A 17986-nucleotide genomic window follows, 5' to 3' on the forward strand; every position below is an offset into this window, starting at 1 on the left:
ACCTGAATTTTGAGGTGAGAGTTTTACTGCCCACAAATAGCGGGATAAAATCAAAATTTGCATTTAATATACTGTATTACAATAACAAAATATTAACATATTTTCACCTTAATTTTGGAAGTATTTTATAAATAAATTATTAAACTAAAAAAAGAGGATATCCTCTTTTTTTAGTTTAATAATTTGGATACGGTATTTGCTGATAACCTGGGTATGGTGCCGGATATGGTGCTGGGTAAGTTACTGGATACGGCGCTGGGTAATATCCCCCACCACTAGCTGCACCTGTTAACGCTCCAGCTGTAAGTCCTCCTAATACTCCACCAGCAAAACTTCCTGGAAAGAATCCTCCGCCCCACGAGCCGCCGCCGTGATGGTGGTGATGATGATCATAATGATTGTGTCCACCATGGTGATGATGTCCTCCCCCACCATGATGATTACGATAATATCCTCCGTGATTTAGCATATAGTTCATTTCTCTTCCTCTCCTTTTCAATTTCCCTACTTTAATATGTGTTGTATGAATAGTAAGGATACTGTTCATAATCCGTATAGTATAGAGTATCTGAATAATATGGATAACCATATCCGCCATAACCAAACGCAGGACTAAGTAAAGCCCCTGCTACAAATCCAGGAAAGAATCCTCCGCCAAAAAATGGAGAATGTCCAAAACTCCCATGAAATCCGCCATGTCCGAAGCCTCCAACTGGACGACCATACATTTTATTCATCCCCTTTTCTATATAAAAATGTAATAATATACTGTATGTAGGACAAATGCGGAAAGCATGGGGAAAATGTCTATATTTTGTAAAAAAAACAAAACACTTTATAATAAGAATGTCAGATTACACCTTTTATATAAGAAGTCTATATTTAAGAAAGATTAGAGGAATTTTATAGAAATGAAGAAGCCTATCGTTCAATTATTATTAATATTTACAATCGTATCTATCGTTCTTTTCCTATTAAATACATCGGTTATTTCGTTATATACGTTTGTTGGTGCTCTATGGTCCATCACAATCGTAGGAATTTCATTCGTTATTTTTATCGAAAACCGGTCTCCTCAAAGCACCTTAGCGTGGTTTTTAGTATTAGCACTTCTTCCTGTTGTAGGTGTGCTTTTATACTCTATTTTCGGGCGTAGCCGTTGGAGAAGAAAAAAACATCTTCATCGTTCAGAAGAACAAAGAAAATTATTCCGTGAAATATTAGAAGGAAGACGACTAGAACTGTCTCTTACAGTTCCATTACATGAGCGTTCTATACATTTAACAGACGTAGTACAAAGATTTGGAGGCGGCCCTGCCGCAGATAGAACAACTACAACACTTTTAACAAACGGAGATCAAACATTTTCAGAAATTCTGCACGCTATTGAGCATGCAGAACACCATATACATATTCAATACTATATTTATAAAGCCGATGAGATTGGTACAAAAGTTCGGGATGCTTTAATAAAGAAGGCAAAATCCGGGGTTATTGTACGCTTCCTTTATGATGGACTCGGAAGTAACACGTTAAGAAGACGATTTTTACAGCCTATGAAAGAAGCTGGAATTGAAATTGTGGAATTTGATCCTATTTTTTCAGCTTGGTTACTTGAAACAGTCAATTATCGTAACCATCGTAAAATTGTTATTGTAGATGGAGAAATTGGATTTACTGGAGGACTCAACGTAGGTGACGAATATCTCGGTCGTTCAAAGAAATTTCCCGTTTGGCGTGATAGTCATTTAAAAATAGAAGGAAAAGCATTATATAAATTACAAGCAATCTTTCTAGAAGATTGGCTCTATGCCTCTAGTGGTTTAAGTAACTATTCTTGGGATCAATTTATGAATGTACAATACTTCCCTGGTAAAGAAATTTCGAATGCAGAAGGTGCTGTTCAAATTGTAGCAAGTGGACCAAGCTCAGATGATAAAAGTATTCGTAATACGTTACTAGCTGTTATGGGCTCTGCAAAAAAATCTATTTGGATCGCTACGCCATACTTTATTCCAGATCAAGAAACTTTAACATTATTGCGCTTAAGTGCAATATCCGGCATAGATGTACGCATTTTATATCCAGGTAAAAGTGATAGTATTATTAGTGATCAAGCATCTCAATCCTATTTCACTCCACTTTTAAAAGCTGGTGCTTCCATTTACAGTTATAAAGATGGTTTTATGCATGCGAAAATTGTACTCGTTGATGATAAGATCGCAACAATTGGAACAGCAAATATGGATGTACGTAGCTTTGAGTTAAATTATGAAATTATTAGTGTACTTTATGAATCAGAAACCGTTCATGATATTAAACATGATTTTGAAGAAGACTTTAAGCATTCCACTGAAATTAAATGGAACTCGTTCCAAAAAAGAAGTATCAAAAAACGAATATTAGAGTCTTTCATGCGACTCATTTCTCCTTTGCTATAAGCAATCAATATAATATTGATTGCTTTTTCTTTTACATTTCCCCTCTCTCCTTTTCTTTGCATACCATATTAAAACAAGTTATCATAAGATGTATTACTTTATGAAAATAATGTTAGGTGGGAAATACATGTTAGAACAATTTCATATACACGCTGATTTAAAACAACAGCTCTCAGCCATTCACGAAAAGAATACACAAGAAGCTGGCGAAAATGCACATTTAATTGGAAAGAAAATATATAAAGCATCTGATAACAGCATTATTGAAGATGCCATTACAGCACTTTTACTTGGTAAAAACATTCTATTAAAAGGGCCAACTGGTAGTGGTAAAACAGTACTAGCGGAAACTCTTTCTTCTTTATTCCAAAAACCAATGCATAGCATTAACTGTTCTGTCGACTTAGATGTAGAAGGTATTTTAGGATACAACACATTACAAACAAAAGAGGGTGCATCTGAAGTTACATTCGTTAACGGTCCTCTTATGAAGGCAATGAAGAACGGTCATTTCTTATATATTGATGAAATCAATATGGCAAAACCGGAAACATTACCACTTCTTCATGGTGCGTTAGATTATCGTAAAATGATTACAAACCCATTTACACAAGAAGTTGTATACGGTGATGACGAATATCGCGTAATTGCTGCGATTAATGAAGGTTATGTTGGGACAAGTGAACTAAACGAAGCGTTAAAAAACCGTTTCGTTATTATTGAAGTTCCTTACATTCAAGGTGATACCTTAAAAGAGCTATTACTATCTGAATCAAAATTAAATGATGTTGCAACAATTGAAAAGTTCGTTGCATTCGCAAGCGATCTTATGCCTTTAGCTCGTGATGGACGCGTAAGTGAAGAAGCAGCTAGTATTCGTGGCATTATCGATGCATGTGATTTAGGTGTATATATTCCTGTTATGCGTGCAATTGAACGTAGTATTATCGCAAAATTAAACGATGAAACAGAACAAATGACTGTCCGTGAATTAGCAGAAAGTTATTTCTTTGAGGGATAATTCATGAGACAAATTTTTAGTGACAAAAAAATTGATGCGTCGCTGTTTCTACAAATGGAAAACTTAATGTATGCTCTTCTAAAAGAAGACGATGCCTATCTTGAGTATGGCTATAAAGCATACTACGACGAAATTGAAAAAAAGGTTGTCATTAGTCACTTTTGGGATGATCGAAAAGAAGAGGATACAGTAATCGGATTAAAAAGCGAAGTGTTCTTAAAGGCACTTGGTAATAAACATTACTCGGACATGACTTTAATTCGTTCTTATGCGATTGAATTACAAGAATCGCCTCTAAAAAAGTTTTTAACACAATTATTTGTTCTATTAGAAGATTTACGTGTTGAGGAAATCGTCAAAAATTTACGTCCTGGCACAAAACATATTTTTAAACGCCGAAAAGAAATGTATCGCAATTACTTTGGCTCACAAAATGAAATAAATCGTGTTCGTAACTATCACGGTGACCGTCTATTTTGTCTATGCTATCTTTCATTAACGAGTGATAAATATGAAATGTTTAATAATGAATATTTCGAGCAAATTGAATCAATTTTGCATGAAACATTCCAAGCTCGTAATACGGAAGATATTATGTATATCGTTGAGAAAATTCGCTATCGCTTAGAAGGACTTCTTGAAAGTGATATGCTTAATAATTATTTCGGACATGCTCCGCTTTACTTATCTGTTATTGCAGATGAGAAAGACAGTCGCGCTGAAAAATTAGCAAATGATGATACGCAACTCATAGATGACGATGATAACAAAAACAAAATGGATGAAAGCTTCTCGACATGGCACCGTGAAAATAAAAACAATGAAAACGAGAACTTTTTACGCTTTGAATTAGAAAGCGGAACAAAAACAAATATGATGGGTGATACTGCTCGCGAATCAGAAGATGGCGATCAAGCACTTGGTTCTGTACAAGGTACTTCTCAAAAAAGTACACAATCCAACTTTGATGGTGCTGATACAGAAGAAGCAAGAGCGTCTCACGCTTCTAGTCAAAACGAAGGTGCATACGGTAAGTATAATGTCGGTGCCTCTCATACATTTAAAGAAGCTCGCAAATCAAATCCTGATGAGAAAAAAGATTATCAAGCCATCAAATCAGTCGTTAATAAAGATGTAAAAGAATTAAAGAAAATTATCGAAAAAACAATTGAAAATAAAACGAATGCAAACAGTGATAAATACTACGGAAGACTTCGTAAGAAATTCCTTCGTATTTATACTGAAAAGCAGCCGCGTATGTTTTATAAAAAAGGACAAGAATCTCAAGAATTAGACGTTGCATTCCAACTATTAGTGGACTGCTCTGGTTCTATGTATAACAAAATGGAAGAAACGAAGAAGAGTGTGGTCCTATTCCATGAAGCTTTAAAATCTTTAAAAATCCCGCACGCTATTAGCGGATTTTGGGAAGATGCTTCTAGTGCTAAACCTGAAGATAAACCGAATGTTATCCATGAAGTTGTTACGTATAAAAACTCAACGTTACCAAACGTCGGTCCAGAGATTATGCAACTTCGCGAAGAAGAAGATAACCGCGACGGGTATATTATTCGTATCGTTTCTGAAAAGCTTGCGAAAAGACCAGAAAAACATAAGTTCTTACTTGTCTTTACAGACGGTGAACCTTCTGCACTAGACTATCAACAAGACGGAATTTTAGATACGCACGAAGCAGTCAAACTTGCTCGTAAAAGTGGTATGGAAGTAATCGGCATCTTTATCGAAGAAGGCGAAGCGAAAGAAGCGACGTATCAACTAATGAAAAACATTTATAACCATCACTTCTTAGTTGCAAATCATGCTGAAGATTTACGCCTGAAGATTAAACCATTGTTGAAGAAACTATTACTGAAGACGATTGAATAGAAAAACAGGAGCCACAAGGCTCCTGTTTTTCTTCGTTAACTTACTTTGTTTCTGGTTGAAACTTGTATGGAATGGAAACTTCTAATAATAATTCGAACCCTCCATCGTAGTATGGGAATCGCTCATTCGCGATTTTTCTATCTACCCACTCGATTGCGGAAATTTCTCCTTCATCTTCTGCACGAAGTTCACCTGTTACTACATTTGCTCGGAATGTAAAAAATAATGCATGATGCCCTTTCTCTTCAAAAAACTTCTCATTTAATGCGACAAGTCCACTGAGTGCGGCAGTTAAACCTGTCTCTTCTTTCACTTCTCTTACTAGTGCTTGCTCTAATATTTCAACTTTTTCAACAGCCCCGCCCGGCAGTGACCAAACGTTTTGTTCTACATTATGTACCATTAATATTTTATCTTTTTCGCTATCGTATATTAGTGCATATACAACATCAACTCTTTGCATGTTGCTTTTCTCCCTTCATAAAATAAAAGAGCCAATTCCTAAGAATCGGCTCTTCCTATTAATTCGTCACTAACTCAGCTGCAAGCTTTTTTTTTAACTTAGCAAGCATGTCAGTTGTCATTTTGTCTAAATCATATTCTGCTTTAAAGCCCCACTCTTTCATTGCTGCAGTTGCATCAATAGAGTTTGGCCAGCTATCAGCGATTGTTTGACGAGCTGGGTCTACTGCGTAATCCATTGTAAAGTTCGGGATGTGTTTACGAATTGATGCTGCAATTTGCTCTGGTTCAAAGCTCATTGCTGTAATGTTAAATGCATTTCTATGAACTAGTTTATTTGGATCAGCTTCCATTAATGAAATGATCGCTTGTAAAGCATCTGGCATATACATCATATCCATGTATGTTCCTTCTGCAATGTATGAGGTGTATGCGCCTTTTTTAATCGCCTCATAATAAATTTCAACTGCATAGTCAGTTGTTCCGCCTCCTGGAGGAGCTACGTAAGAAATTAAGCCTGGGAAACGTACGCCGCGCGTATCAACGCCAAACTTTTGATGATAATAATCACATAGTAATTCTCCTGCTACTTTGTTTACCCCATACATTGTAGTAGGACGCTGAATTGTATCTTGTGGTGTATTATCTTTTGGCGTTGATGGACCAAATGCACCGATAGAACTTGGCGTGAAAAACTTACAGTTTAATTCACGTGCTGCTTCTAATGCATTTACAAGTCCGCCCATATTTAAATTCCAAGCAAATAACGGATTTTTTTCTGCAGTTGCTGAAAGTAAAGCCGCTAAATGAATAATTGTATCTACTTCATTACGCTTTGCAATATCATGTAATTTTTGTCCATCTGTTACATCTAACGTTTCAAATGGACCAGACGTTACCACTTCACTATCTGTTTCACGAATATCTGTTGCAATAACATTTGATGCGCCGTATACATCACGAAGTTTCATTACTAGTTCAGAACCAATTTGCCCTAAAGAACCGGTTACTAGAATTTTTTTCATTTTTCCCACTCCTCATTTGCAAGCTATTCACAAGATGTCGTTAATTAAATGATACCCATTTCTTTCCCTACTTTTTCATACTTACGAATTGCTTCATCTAGCATTTCTTTCGTATGAGCTGCTGTAGGCATATTACGAACACGTCCCATTCCTTTTGCTACGGTTGGGAATACGATAGATTTTGCGTATACGCCTTCTTCATTTAGACGTTTACTAAATTCTTGCGTTAATACTTCATCACCAATAATACAAGGTGTAATTGGTGTTTCACTTTCTCCAATGTTAAAGCCAAGTTCTTTTAACCCTTGTTTTAAATAGCGACCATTTTCCCATAAACGATCGTGTAACTCTGTGCTTTCCATTAAAATTTCAATTGATCTCATACAAGCAGCTGCATCAGCTGGTGTTAAAGCTGTTGAGAATAAGAATGGACGTGAACGCACTTTTAACCAATCGATTAAGTTTTGTTTCCCAGCTACATATCCACCAATTACCCCAATTGCTTTTGATAATGTACCAATTTGGAAATCAACTTTATCAGAAAGGCCGAAATGTTTTACAGTACCTGCACCTTTGCCAAGTACACCTGAACCGTGTGCATCATCTACATATGTCATTAAATCCAGCTCTTCTGCAATTTCAACAATCTCTGGTAATTTTGCAATATCTCCATCCATTGAGAAAACACCGTCTGTAATAACCATTAATTTATTATAAAGACCTGATTCTTTTGCCTCGATTGCTTTTTTACGTAAATCTTCCATATCAGAATGCTTATAAACGATGATTTTCGCTCTTGATAGACGACTACCATCAATAATAGATGCATGGTTTAATTCATCTGAAAGAATCGCATCATTTTTATCCATAACAGCTGAAATCGCTGCCATATTACAGTTAAATCCTGATTGATAAGCAATTGCTGCTTCTGTATGTTTAAACTTTGCAATTGTTTCTTCTAATTTAATATGCAAATCTAAAGTACCGTTAATTGTACGAACAGCTCCTGCTCCAACGCCGTACTTATGAATTGCACCAATTGCTGCTTCTTGTAAGCGATTATCAGTCGCTAATCCAAGATAGTTGTTTGAAGATAAGTTAATATATTCTTTTCCACTAATTGTAATAATCGGTCCATTTGGACTTTCAAGCGGATCAATTACGTTATAAAGCCCCTTTGATTTTAAATCCTCTAAATTTTCTTCTAAAAAGTTTGCAAGTGTTTTACTAGACATTGTGAAGCCTCCCATCGTTCATGTAAACGGATTATTGTCTTAATAGTTCTAATAATCCCTCTACTAGCTTAACACGTTTTCAGAATTTATTATAGAAAAATAGTTTAAAGAAACCGCTTACAATTTTAGATTATATACGATTCATTACAAGAAATCTATCATTTACTTTTCATATTTGATAGAATAAAAAAAATATTTAGGGAGGCTTCAAACATGGCATTTACAGAATCTGATGTATATAATAACGAGGCATTTTTTGAGCAATATATGAAACGAAGATACCGCGAAAATAGCCCCAATGAATCCATTGAAAAGCCAACATTCTTTCAGCTCATTGGTAATGTGCAAGGAAAGCAAATTCTCGATTTAGGTTGTGGTGACGCTAAGTTTGGTGTGGAATTATTAGCAAATGGTTGCCACTCTTACACTGGCATTGAAGGCTCTCAACTTATGTATGAAAAGGCTACAAAACAACTAGAAAATAAAAATGGCACCGTTCATTTTATAAACATCAAAGACTATGCCTATCCTCCTTCTACTTTTGATTTAGTAACATCTAGACTCGCCTTACATTATATTGAACATCTTCATATTATTTTTCAAAATGTATACCAAACGTTAAAAACAAACGGAACTTTTACCTTTAGCGTTCAACATCCCGTTATTACCTCTTCGTTTGAAAGCTTACAAACAAGTGGTAAAAGAACTAGCTGGCTCGTCGATGATTATTTCAAAACGGGAAAACGAGTTGAGCCGTGGATTGATCAAGAGGTTATTAAATATCATCGGACAACGGAAGAATATTTTACATTATTACAACAAGCCGGATTTACAATTACAAACTTAAAAGAAGCCACACCAAATCGAAACTGTTTTCAGGATAAAGTAGAATATGAACGTCGCTTACGTATTCCCCTTTTCCTACTATTTTCTTGCAAAAAATAACAAAAAAACGATGAATTACTCATCGTTTTTTTGTTATCTCATCGCCTGAACAGCTTCTTTACGTACACTTCTTCCTCTTCCATGCGGGATACAGAGCGGTGTTCCAAATAACGGATCAGCGCTTATTTGACACTCCATACGGAATACATCACGAACTAACTTTTGATCAACAACTTCTTCTGGTTTACCTTGCGCATATATTTGTTTATCCTGAATAGCTACAATGTTGTCTGCATAACGGCATGCCAAGTTCAAATCATGCAATACCATAACAATCGTTCTTTTCTCTGTTTCATTTAATTCGAATAATAAATCTAACACTTCAATTTGGTGAGTCATATCTAAATATGTAGTTGGCTCATCCAGTAAAATAATATCGGTATCTTGTGCAAGGGTCATTGCAATCCAAGCACGTTGACGTTGTCCACCTGAAAGAGCATGAACATCACGCTCAGCAAATTCTGTCATACCCGTTGCCGCAAGCGCTTTTTGTACCATTTCCTCATCTTTTTCTGACCATTGCTTCAGCCATGTTTGATATGGATAACGTCCTTGCTTAACAAGTTGTAATACCGTAAGTCCTTCCGGTGCTTGTGGCCCTTGCGGTAAAATCGCCATTTGACGAGCGATTTGCTTCGTTTGCATACTTTGAATCGCTTGATTATCTAACAAAATGTCACCGGTTGTTGGCTTTAATAATCTAGCTAGTGAACGTAATAAAGTTGATTTCCCACAACCGTTAGAACCGATGAAGATTGTAATTTCCCCTTTTGGAATTTCTAAATTCAGCTCATCAATAATAATCGTTTCACCATACGACAGCGTCAAGCGTTTCGTCTCCAATGCTTTTTGCATATTCATCTCCCTTTATGAATTCCGACTTTTATAAAGTAAATAAATAAAATAAGGTGCACCAATTGCTGATGTAAATACCCCTGCTGGAATTTCAAGTGGTGTGAAAATTGTGCGCCCAATTAAATCTGCAGCAAGTACTAGAATTGCACCAATAATCGCCGCAACTGGGAGCAATGCACCGTAGAAAGAGCCAACTAATCTTCGCGAAATATGAGGTGCCATTAAACCAACAAATCCAATTCCTCCTGCAAAGGCAACTGCCCCGCCAATTAAAGCTGTACTAAGTAACAACATAAATACACGCGACTTCGTTAAAGGAACACCAAGTCCCACTGCTATATCATCCCCTAGCTCTTGTGCATTTAAATGTCTCGCAGCGATAAATGATATTGTCGTTAAAATGAGAACCCACGGCGCAAGTACCATAACATTTTGCCATGAAGAACCGTAAACAGTACCTGTGATCCATACATTCGCTTGACTTGCTTGATAAATTGGTGCTAACAACATAAATAAAGTTGTTGCTGCTTTCGTTAATGCCCAAAATCCAACACCAATTAAAACGAGACTAATCGGTGATAATCCATCATTTTTCCAGGCAAATAAATATACAAAAAACGCTACAATTGTTGCCCCAGCAAAAGCTGCTAGCGGCATATAATGAATGCTTACTGTTAGCGCATTGTTTTTATCACTAAATATAGCTAAAAAGAGTACAACTGCTACACTTGCCCCGCCCGTAATTCCGATGATATCCGGAGAAGCAAGTGGATTTCGAACGAGCCCTTGTAAAATACAACCCGCTACAGCAAGTGCGATTCCTACAAGGATTGCAATTAAAATACGCGGCATACGAAACTTATTTACAACCATATTTGACATCGCATCGCCATTTCCGGTAATCGCTTGCCATACATCATAAGGAGCAATTTTCATATCTCCCATACCTGCACTGGCAAAAAATAATCCTATTAAAATAGCTAGTAAACTTAATAAGACTAGAACAGCTCGTTTATACATCAAAAACGAGAGCCCCTCTTTTCCTATACGAAACGGAATATACTTCTTCATTTGCTAAGCCCTCTCTTACGTGCAATATAAATAAAGAACGGTGCACCAATAAATGCTGTCATAACCCCTACTGGTACTTCTTGCGGCATAATGACATATCTTGCTGCTATATCAGCCAAGATTAGTAGTATTGCACCTAACAATCCGCTATAGGGTACTCTCCACCTGTGATCTACTCCAACAAGAGATCTTGCAAAATGCGGAGTAACGATACCGATAAATCCAATTGGACCAGCGACCGCAACTGAACCACCAGACAGCAGTACAATAATAAGTAGTACGAATGATTTCATTAAAATTATTCGTTGTCCAAGTCCTTTTGCAACGTCTTCCCCCATCATTAATGTATTTACTTTCCCTGCCATCATGAGAGATGCAATCCAGCCTATTAATAAATACGGGAATACAGATTGTAAAATCTCTAACTTTCTTCCTTGCACAGATCCGGCAAGCCAAAATAACACTTCTTCAAATGCTTTTTCATTTAAAACAAGTAACCCTTGTGTTAATGATGAAAACAAAGCACTTATCGCGACACCTGCTAACGTTAACTTAAGAGGCGTTGTCCCTTCTTTTCCTAAAGAACTAGAGGCAAATACAAGTACTGCAGCAACTGCTGCTCCTAAAAAGGCAATCCATGTGAAAGCTGATAATGATGTCACGGAAAAGAGTACAATTGCTACAACTATAAAGAACGCAGCGCCTGAATTTAATCCAATAAAATCTGGAGAAGCAAGCGGATTCTTTGTTAAAGTTTGCATCAAACAACCCGCAATGGCTAAACTAGCACCAACACTTGCTGCAATTAACGCCCTTGGTAGACGCACATTTTGAATAATAATATGCTCATTTGAACCATTAAAATGGAAAAAAGCATCTAAAGCTAATTTCCAACTCGTATTTGTATATCCGAAAATAATACTTCCCCAAATACAAATAACGACTGCAATGATTCCAACAAATAATCCAATCCATTTTGCTTGATTTGTTTTTAATAACATGCAGCGTTTCCCCTTCAATGTATAATGATACGTTGTTAGTTTATTTCAACTTAATTCGCATTGTCAACGATAATGAGAACTATTTTCAGTAATATATATTGACAATCAAAAGATAAAGGCTTAATATCATGCTTGCTATTGAAAAATATTCTCAACATGTAGGGGGTACATAATGAATTTCATGAAAAAGAAATCGTTTACAACATTTGTATTTTTACTAGCATTTTCACTTCTTTTAAGTGCTTGTGGAAAATCAAATAACAAAGAAGAATCAACAAAAGAAGATAATAAAAAAGAAATGATTACGGTTGAACACGCAATGGGTAAAACGGAAGTTCCGGCCAATCCAAAACGTGTAGTTATTTTAACTAATGAAGGAACTGAAGCTGTACTTGAATTAGGTGTGAAACCAGTTGGTGCTGTAAAGTCTTGGACTGGTGATCCGTGGTATCCACATATTAAGGACAAAATGAAAGATGTAAAAGTTGTTGGCGACGAAGGACAAGTTAACGTTGAAACGATTGCTTCTTTAAAACCAGATTTAATTATCGGTAACAAAATGCGTCACGAAAAAGTGTACGAGCAACTAAAAGCAATCGCACCTACTGTGTTCTCTGAAACATTACGCGGTGAATGGAAAGATAACTTCAAATTTTATGCGAAAGCATTAAATAAAGAAAAAGAAGGTCAAAAGGTTTTAGCTGATTACGAATCACGTATGAAAGATTTAAAAGGCAAACTTGGCGATAAAGTAAATCAAGAAATTTCTATGGTACGTTTTATGCCTGGTGATGTTCGTATTTATCATGGCGATACATTCTCTGGTGTTATTTTAAAAGAACTTGGATTTAAACGTCCTGGAGATCAAAACAAAGATGATTTCGCAGAACGCAACGTATCTAAAGAGCGTATTTCTGCAATGGATGGTGATGTATTATTCTACTTCACATTCGATAAAGGCAACGAGAAAAAAGGCTCTGAACTAGAAAAAGAATATATAAACGATCCTCTATTTAAAAATTTAAATGCAGTAAAGAATGGAAAAGCATACAAAGTTGACGACATTATTTGGAATACAGCTGGTGGTGTAATGGCCGCTAACTTACTACTAGATGATATTGAAAAACGCTTTGTTAAATAATTTTATTCTAACCAGCTCCCTCTTTTATGGAGCTGGTTTTTTCATTTCACTGAAGTGTCACATTATTTCATTTTGTATTTTTATTACCGATATGTTATATTATAAAAGTAAATATAGTTTATTTTCTCTATATCAGAATAAATATTCTAATCTAAATTTTCTGATTTATCACTATTTTACTTTCTTTTAGAATTCAATTACTACATTTGAAAACGCTTATTATCTTGTTTTCAGGGAAAAATACAATAACGGTTGAAGGAAAATAGATTTTTTTAGAAATTTTCTTGCTATTTCCATATAATTCTATTGACTTCTAAATATTTTGTGAATTAAAATAATTACATAAATATCCGTTATACAGGATTAGGGGGAAACAAACATGGATGCAGCTTTAAAATTAGACAAAGCTGGAGAGCAACAGTCACCAAAAAAACATCCACCAGGATTATATTTGTTGTTCTTTACAGAGGCATGGGAAAGATTTAGTTATTACGGAATGCGTGGCTTATTAGTTCTTTATTTAACAACGAGCTTAGTAAGTGGCGGTTTAGGCTTTGATAAAGCAGTTGCTGTACAGATTTACGGTCTTTTCACAATGTTTGTATATTTCACACCGATTATTGGTGGTTGGCTAACTGACCATTTCATTACGAAACGACACGCCATTACTATTGGCGGTATCATTATGGCGATTGGTAACTTCGTACTATTTTCAATGAACACGAAAACTGGACTATTTTTAGGATTAGGATTATTAGTTATCGGTAACGGATTCTTCAAACCAAATATTTCGACTTTATTAGGTCAATTATATAGCGACAACGATTCTCGTCGTGATAGTGCCTTCACTATCTTCTATATGGGAATTAACTTAGGAGCTCTTATCGCTCCATTCATTTGCGGTTATTTCACAGATTATAAATACGGTTTCTTAACAGCTTGTATCGGTATGATCATTGGACAGATTGCATTTAACTTATTAGCACCTCGTTACTTAGGATCAGCTGGAACAACTGTTGTCGGTAAAAAATCTAAAGAACAAAATGCAAAACCTATTGAGAAAAAACCTTTAACAACACAAGAGAAAAAGCGTACAACTGCAATTTTAATTTTAACTTGTTTCGTTGTATTCTTCTGGGCAGGATTTGAACAAGCTGGTAGTTCTTTAACACTTTACACAGATAAGTTCGTGGATCGTACAATTGGTGGATTTACAATTCCAACACCTTGGTTCCAATCTGTAAACCCACTATTCATTATCTTACTAGCATTACCAGTTTCTGCATTATGGATTAAACTTTCAAAAACAAAAAATGGTGATTTAAAAATTCCTACAAAAATGGCTTTTGGTATGATTTTACTAGGAATCGGGTACTTAGTTTTAACTTTAGCTGTTCTAAAAACTGGTAGCGATGAAGGTAACATTACAATGAAAGCAAACTTACTATTCATTGTATTCACTTACATGTTCCACACAATCGGTGAATTATTCTTATCACCAATCGGATTATCTATGGTAAGTGCAATCGCACCTCTTAAATTAGCATCTTTATTAATGGGTGTATGGTTAGCTGGTACTGGCTTTGCAAACTTATTAGCAGGACAATTAGCTGCTTTCACTCAATCTTTAGGATATTTAGAAGTATTCGCAAGCATCGGTGTTATCGTAATCGTGCTAGGATTAGTACTTCTTATGTTCTCTAAGAAAATTGCACATATGATGGAATAGTAAATAAAAAAGACGCTTCTACAATTAGAAGCGTCTTTTCTATTACATCTCTTCTAAAGCCGTGACATCCACGTGAACGCTCTCTCCTGGGTTGGATACGTCATACACTTGAGCACTACCCTTCTGCTCATCACAGCTCTCAATCCATACGGGGACTCCCTCGTATGTAACATCAATTCTACTTGAAGAAGATAATATCTGTTTCACACGTTTTACATCCATTATATTATTCCTCCTTTGGCTTACAACACTCCTTTCTATCTTTTCATATCCCTTCAGAATATATTCCGTCAATTTAGCACTTCAACCGATAGTTTGTTTCTTTCTAACGCGCTAATATATACGCTCTCAAATCTTCCTATTATTAGATCCTTTCCAAATAAAAAAAGACGTATATTTCACACGTCTTCTTTCCATAATATTCAAAAATTAAGAAAATAATGTTTTTACTACTTCACTTACTTTATCGTTATGAATTTGATAGTACACTTCTAACCCGCGTCTCTCAAAGCGTACTACTTTATTTTGTTTTAATTTCGTTAAATGCTGCGAAACAGTTGATTGCGGAATTTCTAATACCTCTTGTAATTGTGTTACATTACATGTTCCACGCTGCATCAGTTCCATTACTAAACGTAGACGCAATGGATGAGCTAATGCTCTTAACATCTGTACGTCTTCTTCTGAAATACGACAGTCAAATTGGTTTTGGTTCATAAAGTTCCCCTCATTTTCGTTTTTATTTTCTTTATTATTTATTTATATATCTGTTCTTATATTTCCTGTTACGACATAACTTTATCAACCTATAATGCTGAAAAATTTTTCCTCCTTTTATCAGCACACAGTTCAGGAAAAAATCCCTGCTGATTTTGAATATTATACTATATGATATAAAGAAAAAGCAAAACAAAGGGATAGTAATACTTTGCTTACAAATGTTGATTTATCAGCCTTTTTGTTATATTTTCACCTTACTGAAATGTACAGTAATGATATTGTAAAATACCGTCCATAATTGATAAACTTTCGTAAAGTAGTTGGAGCATACTTAACCTCTTTGTTACGTTAAAAGGAATTTTCAGTAAAAAGAGATGACGTTGTATTAAAAATTTGCTTCTTATTTTTTATTTGTATTGCAATCGACCGGACTGTTATTCAAAACTTCCTATTAAATAAATACACCTTTCCTCCCCCACTAGATCAAAGTACTTTGCATCAAATATCCTTTATACTCGATACAAAAGACCTCATCTAATATAAGCATGTGGGGACAATGACATATAAACAAGTAAAAGAATATGCAAATAAATTATACAGCGCACTCAAATTCATCTGAATGCGCTTTTTGTCTACTTTATGAACAAAGCTTTTCTTTTAACACTATTATGGAATAATTATACTTTTTTACGTTGACAATAGTGTTGAAGGAGAATATACTAAGCATGTAAGTTGATTGTGAATTATTTCACAAATAATGTGAATTTCTTCACATATAATAGATAGGAGTTGTCATTATTATGAGTACTTGGACACAAATTTATGACCCATTAAACAACATTTGGTTATCTGCACTAATCGCTGCACTCCCAATTTTTTGCTTCATTATTTGTTTAGTGGGATTCAAAATGAAAGGTTATATTGCTGGTCTCTATAGTGTAATTGTAGCTATTATTCTTGCAATATTTGTTTATAAAATGCCAGCAACTATGGCCGTAGCATCTGCGGGATTTGGTGTTTTATCTGGATTTTATCCAATTTGTACTATTGTTATCGCAGCCATTTTCCTTTACAAATTAACTGTTAAAACAGAACAATTCAATGTCATTCGTGATAGTATTTCAAGCATTACAAATGATCAACGTTTACAAGTATTATTAATTGCTTATTCTTTCGGTGCTTTCTTAGAAGGCGCGGCTGGTTTCGGTGTTCCAGTTGCTATTACAGCAGCATTACTTGTAGGTATGGGCTTTAATCCATTAAAGGCAGCCGGTATTTGCTTAGTAGCTAATATCGCTGGTGGTGCTATGGGTGCTATGGGTATTCCAGTTACAGTACCTGCACAATTAACTCAGCTTGATGCATTAACTGTCGGTCGTCAAACTGTTTACATTTTACCATTCATTAGCATTGTTTTACCTTTCTTACTTGTTTCAATGGTAGATGGAATTAAAGGTATTAAAGAAACTTGGCAAGGTATTCTTGTAAGTGGTGTTTCTTTCGCAATTACTCAGTTCCTTGTAACTTATTTCTTAGGTGCAGAACTTACTAATATTTTCGCAGCCGTTGTAAGTATGGTCTCTCTTGCATTATTCTTACGTGTGTGGCAACCAAAATCTTCTGCTAAAGAAGAAAAACAAGAAGAAAAAGAATCTCATACATTCAATCAAATTTTATATGCTTGGTCTCCATTCGTATTCTTAACTGCATTTGTAACAATCTTTAATTTAAAACCAATTAAAGCTTTATTTGCTCCGGATGGTCCATTGGCAAACTTAGTATTTAACATTCAATTCCCTGGTCTTCATAATGCGGTTATAAAAACTGCACCAATTACAAAGGCTGATACACCTTTCGCAGCTATTTTCAAACTAGATGTATTCTCTTCTACAACTACTGCGATTGTATTAGCAATTATCGTTTCACTTATCGTCTACCGCGTAAACGGCAAAATGATTAAAGAATTAATGATCGAAACAATAAAAGAATTAAAAGTTCCAGTATATACAATTTGTAGCGTTATCGCTTTAGCTTACGTAGAGAACTACTCTGGTATGTCATCTACACTTGGACTTGCATTCTCTTCTACAGGAAATGCATTCCCAGTTCTTTCTCCAATTTTAGGATGGATTGGCGTATTCATTACAGGTTCAGTCGTATCAAGTGGTTCATTATTCGCACCACTTCAAGCAGTAACTGCCGATCAGTTAAACCTCGTTCCATCTACTCTCGTTTCATTAAACGTAGTTGGTGGTACAATCGCAAAAATGGTTTCACCACAATCTGTAGCAGTTGCTTGTGCAGCAGTTGGACTAGTTGGTCAAGAATCTGCCTTATTTAAAACAGTGATGAAATATAGTTTAATCTTCTTAGCTATTATTAGCTTACTTCAACTTAACTCTGTATTTAATATCTTTTAAAATAAAACACCGATCCCTATATAAGGGGGATCG

Annotated in this window: 17 protein-coding genes; 7 read left to right on the forward strand and 10 right to left on the reverse strand. The window is 35.4% G+C overall.

Going from position 1 to position 17986, the window contains the following annotated elements; translation table 11 throughout:
* Positions 1–175: 175 nt before the first annotated feature.
* Complete coding sequence (locus ACE38F_RS24760) at positions 176–478, reverse strand: hypothetical protein (protein WP_375370790.1); 303 nt, start codon at positions 476–478, stop codon at positions 176–178.
* 31 nt (positions 479–509) lie between these two features.
* Entirely contained in the window at positions 510–728 is a 219-nt protein-coding gene (locus ACE38F_RS24765; RefSeq protein ID WP_215555216.1) for a hypothetical protein, read from the reverse strand.
* 183 nt (positions 729–911) lie between these two features.
* Here ACE38F_RS24765 and ACE38F_RS24770 point away from each other — a divergent pair, with 183 nt between their 5' ends.
* From ACE38F_RS24770 to ACE38F_RS24780, 3 genes are all read left to right on the forward strand, one after another.
* On the forward strand, positions 912–2441 hold the full coding sequence (locus ACE38F_RS24770) for a cardiolipin synthase (protein WP_375370789.1): 1530 nt from the start codon (positions 912–914) through the stop codon (positions 2439–2441).
* Between the two features lie 127 nt (positions 2442–2568).
* Positions 2569–3462: an ATP-binding protein gene (locus ACE38F_RS24775; protein WP_215555214.1), complete on the forward strand. Its 894-nt coding sequence runs from the start codon at positions 2569–2571 to the stop codon at positions 3460–3462.
* A 3-nt stretch (positions 3463–3465) separates the two neighbouring features.
* Positions 3466–5349, forward strand: a complete 1884-nt coding sequence (locus ACE38F_RS24780; RefSeq protein WP_367962075.1) for a vWA domain-containing protein — start codon at positions 3466–3468, stop codon at positions 5347–5349.
* A gap of 40 nt (positions 5350–5389) precedes the next feature.
* Here the strand turns inward: ACE38F_RS24780 and ACE38F_RS24785 are convergent, their stop codons facing one another.
* Genes ACE38F_RS24785 through ACE38F_RS24795 form a run of 3 tightly spaced genes read right to left on the reverse strand, consistent with a single transcriptional unit; the run spans position 5390 to position 8071 of the window.
* A complete protein-coding gene (locus ACE38F_RS24785) occupies positions 5390–5812 on the reverse strand; it encodes an NUDIX hydrolase (RefSeq protein ID WP_375370788.1) in 423 nt (140 codons plus the stop codon).
* A 58-nt stretch (positions 5813–5870) separates the two neighbouring features.
* Positions 5871–6836: an L-threonine 3-dehydrogenase gene (locus ACE38F_RS24790; RefSeq protein ID WP_375370787.1), complete on the reverse strand. Its 966-nt coding sequence runs from the start codon at positions 6834–6836 to the stop codon at positions 5871–5873.
* A 44-nt stretch (positions 6837–6880) separates the two neighbouring features.
* Complete coding sequence (locus ACE38F_RS24795) at positions 6881–8071, reverse strand: glycine C-acetyltransferase (RefSeq protein WP_078180279.1); 1191 nt, start codon at positions 8069–8071, stop codon at positions 6881–6883.
* Between the two features lie 213 nt (positions 8072–8284).
* Between ACE38F_RS24795 and ACE38F_RS24800 the strand changes: the two genes are divergently transcribed.
* Complete coding sequence (locus ACE38F_RS24800) at positions 8285–9016, forward strand: class I SAM-dependent methyltransferase (RefSeq protein ID WP_375370786.1); 732 nt, start codon at positions 8285–8287, stop codon at positions 9014–9016.
* Between the two features lie 33 nt (positions 9017–9049).
* Here the strand turns inward: ACE38F_RS24800 and ACE38F_RS24805 are convergent, their stop codons facing one another.
* Genes ACE38F_RS24805 through ACE38F_RS24815 form a run of 3 tightly spaced genes read right to left on the reverse strand, consistent with a single transcriptional unit; the run spans position 9050 to position 11943 of the window.
* A complete protein-coding gene (locus ACE38F_RS24805; protein ID WP_002114020.1) occupies positions 9050–9871 on the reverse strand; it encodes an ABC transporter ATP-binding protein in 822 nt (273 codons plus the stop codon).
* Between the two features lie 12 nt (positions 9872–9883).
* Positions 9884–10942, reverse strand: coding sequence for a FecCD family ABC transporter permease (locus ACE38F_RS24810; RefSeq protein WP_375370785.1), 1059 nt, complete (start codon positions 10940–10942; stop codon positions 9884–9886).
* Positions 10939–11943, reverse strand: a complete 1005-nt coding sequence (locus tag ACE38F_RS24815) for a FecCD family ABC transporter permease (protein WP_375370784.1) — start codon at positions 11941–11943, stop codon at positions 10939–10941. Before ACE38F_RS24815 ends, ACE38F_RS24810 begins: the two co-directional genes overlap by 4 nt.
* 172 nt (positions 11944–12115) lie before the next feature.
* Between ACE38F_RS24815 and ACE38F_RS24820 the strand changes: the two genes are divergently transcribed.
* Positions 12116–13084 (forward strand): ABC transporter substrate-binding protein, encoded by a 969-nt coding sequence (locus tag ACE38F_RS24820; protein ID WP_375370783.1) that lies wholly within the window; start codon positions 12116–12118, stop codon positions 13082–13084.
* 379 nt (positions 13085–13463) lie between these two features.
* On the forward strand, positions 13464–14813 hold the full coding sequence (locus ACE38F_RS24825; protein ID WP_375370782.1) for a peptide MFS transporter: 1350 nt from the start codon (positions 13464–13466) through the stop codon (positions 14811–14813).
* Between the two features lie 42 nt (positions 14814–14855).
* Here ACE38F_RS24825 and ACE38F_RS24830 read toward each other — a convergent pair whose 3' ends face one another.
* Positions 14856–15035 carry an acid-soluble spore protein H gene (locus ACE38F_RS24830; protein WP_002010492.1) on the reverse strand — a complete coding sequence of 60 codons (180 nt, stop codon included), beginning with the start codon at positions 15033–15035 and terminating at the stop codon, positions 14856–14858.
* A gap of 207 nt (positions 15036–15242) precedes the next feature.
* Entirely contained in the window at positions 15243–15530 is a 288-nt protein-coding gene (locus ACE38F_RS24835) for an ArsR/SmtB family transcription factor (protein WP_001075217.1), read from the reverse strand.
* Positions 15531–16333: 803 nt separating this feature from the next.
* Between ACE38F_RS24835 and ACE38F_RS24840 the strand changes: the two genes are divergently transcribed.
* Positions 16334–17953 (forward strand): L-lactate permease, encoded by a 1620-nt coding sequence (locus ACE38F_RS24840; protein WP_375370781.1) that lies wholly within the window; start codon positions 16334–16336, stop codon positions 17951–17953.
* The last annotated feature ends 33 nt before the right edge of the window (positions 17954–17986 follow it).

Origin of the sequence: Bacillus altaicus (assembly GCF_042136375.2) — a bacterium.
Classification (GTDB): Bacteria; Bacillota; Bacilli; order Bacillales; family Bacillaceae_G; genus Bacillus_A; species Bacillus_A cereus_U.

Excerpts from the sequence above, each read along its gene's own strand:
- ACE38F_RS24760 (WP_375370790.1), bottom strand. The coding sequence starts at position 478 with ATGAACTATATGCTAAATCACGGAGGATATTATCGTAATCATCATGGT.
- ACE38F_RS24765 (WP_215555216.1), bottom strand. The coding sequence starts at position 728 with ATGTATGGTCGTCCAGTTGGAGGCTTCGGACATGGCGGATTTCATGGG.
- ACE38F_RS24770 (WP_375370789.1), top strand. The coding sequence starts at position 912 with ATGAAGAAGCCTATCGTTCAATTATTATTAATATTTACAATCGTATCT.
- ACE38F_RS24775 (WP_215555214.1), top strand. The coding sequence starts at position 2,569 with ATGTTAGAACAATTTCATATACACGCTGATTTAAAACAACAGCTCTCA.
- ACE38F_RS24780 (WP_367962075.1), top strand. The coding sequence starts at position 3,466 with ATGAGACAAATTTTTAGTGACAAAAAAATTGATGCGTCGCTGTTTCTA.
- ACE38F_RS24785 (WP_375370788.1), bottom strand. The coding sequence starts at position 5,812 with ATGCAAAGAGTTGATGTTGTATATGCACTAATATACGATAGCGAAAAA.
- ACE38F_RS24790 (WP_375370787.1), bottom strand. The coding sequence starts at position 6,836 with ATGAAAAAAATTCTAGTAACCGGTTCTTTAGGGCAAATTGGTTCTGAA.
- ACE38F_RS24795 (WP_078180279.1), bottom strand. The coding sequence starts at position 8,071 with ATGTCTAGTAAAACACTTGCAAACTTTTTAGAAGAAAATTTAGAGGAT.
- ACE38F_RS24800 (WP_375370786.1), top strand. The coding sequence starts at position 8,285 with ATGGCATTTACAGAATCTGATGTATATAATAACGAGGCATTTTTTGAG.
- ACE38F_RS24805 (WP_002114020.1), bottom strand. The coding sequence starts at position 9,871 with ATGCAAAAAGCATTGGAGACGAAACGCTTGACGCTGTCGTATGGTGAA.
- ACE38F_RS24810 (WP_375370785.1), bottom strand. The coding sequence starts at position 10,942 with ATGAAGAAGTATATTCCGTTTCGTATAGGAAAAGAGGGGCTCTCGTTT.
- ACE38F_RS24815 (WP_375370784.1), bottom strand. The coding sequence starts at position 11,943 with ATGTTATTAAAAACAAATCAAGCAAAATGGATTGGATTATTTGTTGGA.
- ACE38F_RS24820 (WP_375370783.1), top strand. The coding sequence starts at position 12,116 with ATGAATTTCATGAAAAAGAAATCGTTTACAACATTTGTATTTTTACTA.
- ACE38F_RS24825 (WP_375370782.1), top strand. The coding sequence starts at position 13,464 with ATGGATGCAGCTTTAAAATTAGACAAAGCTGGAGAGCAACAGTCACCA.
- ACE38F_RS24830 (WP_002010492.1), bottom strand. The coding sequence starts at position 15,035 with ATGGATGTAAAACGTGTGAAACAGATATTATCTTCTTCAAGTAGAATT.
- ACE38F_RS24835 (WP_001075217.1), bottom strand. The coding sequence starts at position 15,530 with ATGAACCAAAACCAATTTGACTGTCGTATTTCAGAAGAAGACGTACAG.
- ACE38F_RS24840 (WP_375370781.1), top strand. The coding sequence starts at position 16,334 with ATGAGTACTTGGACACAAATTTATGACCCATTAAACAACATTTGGTTA.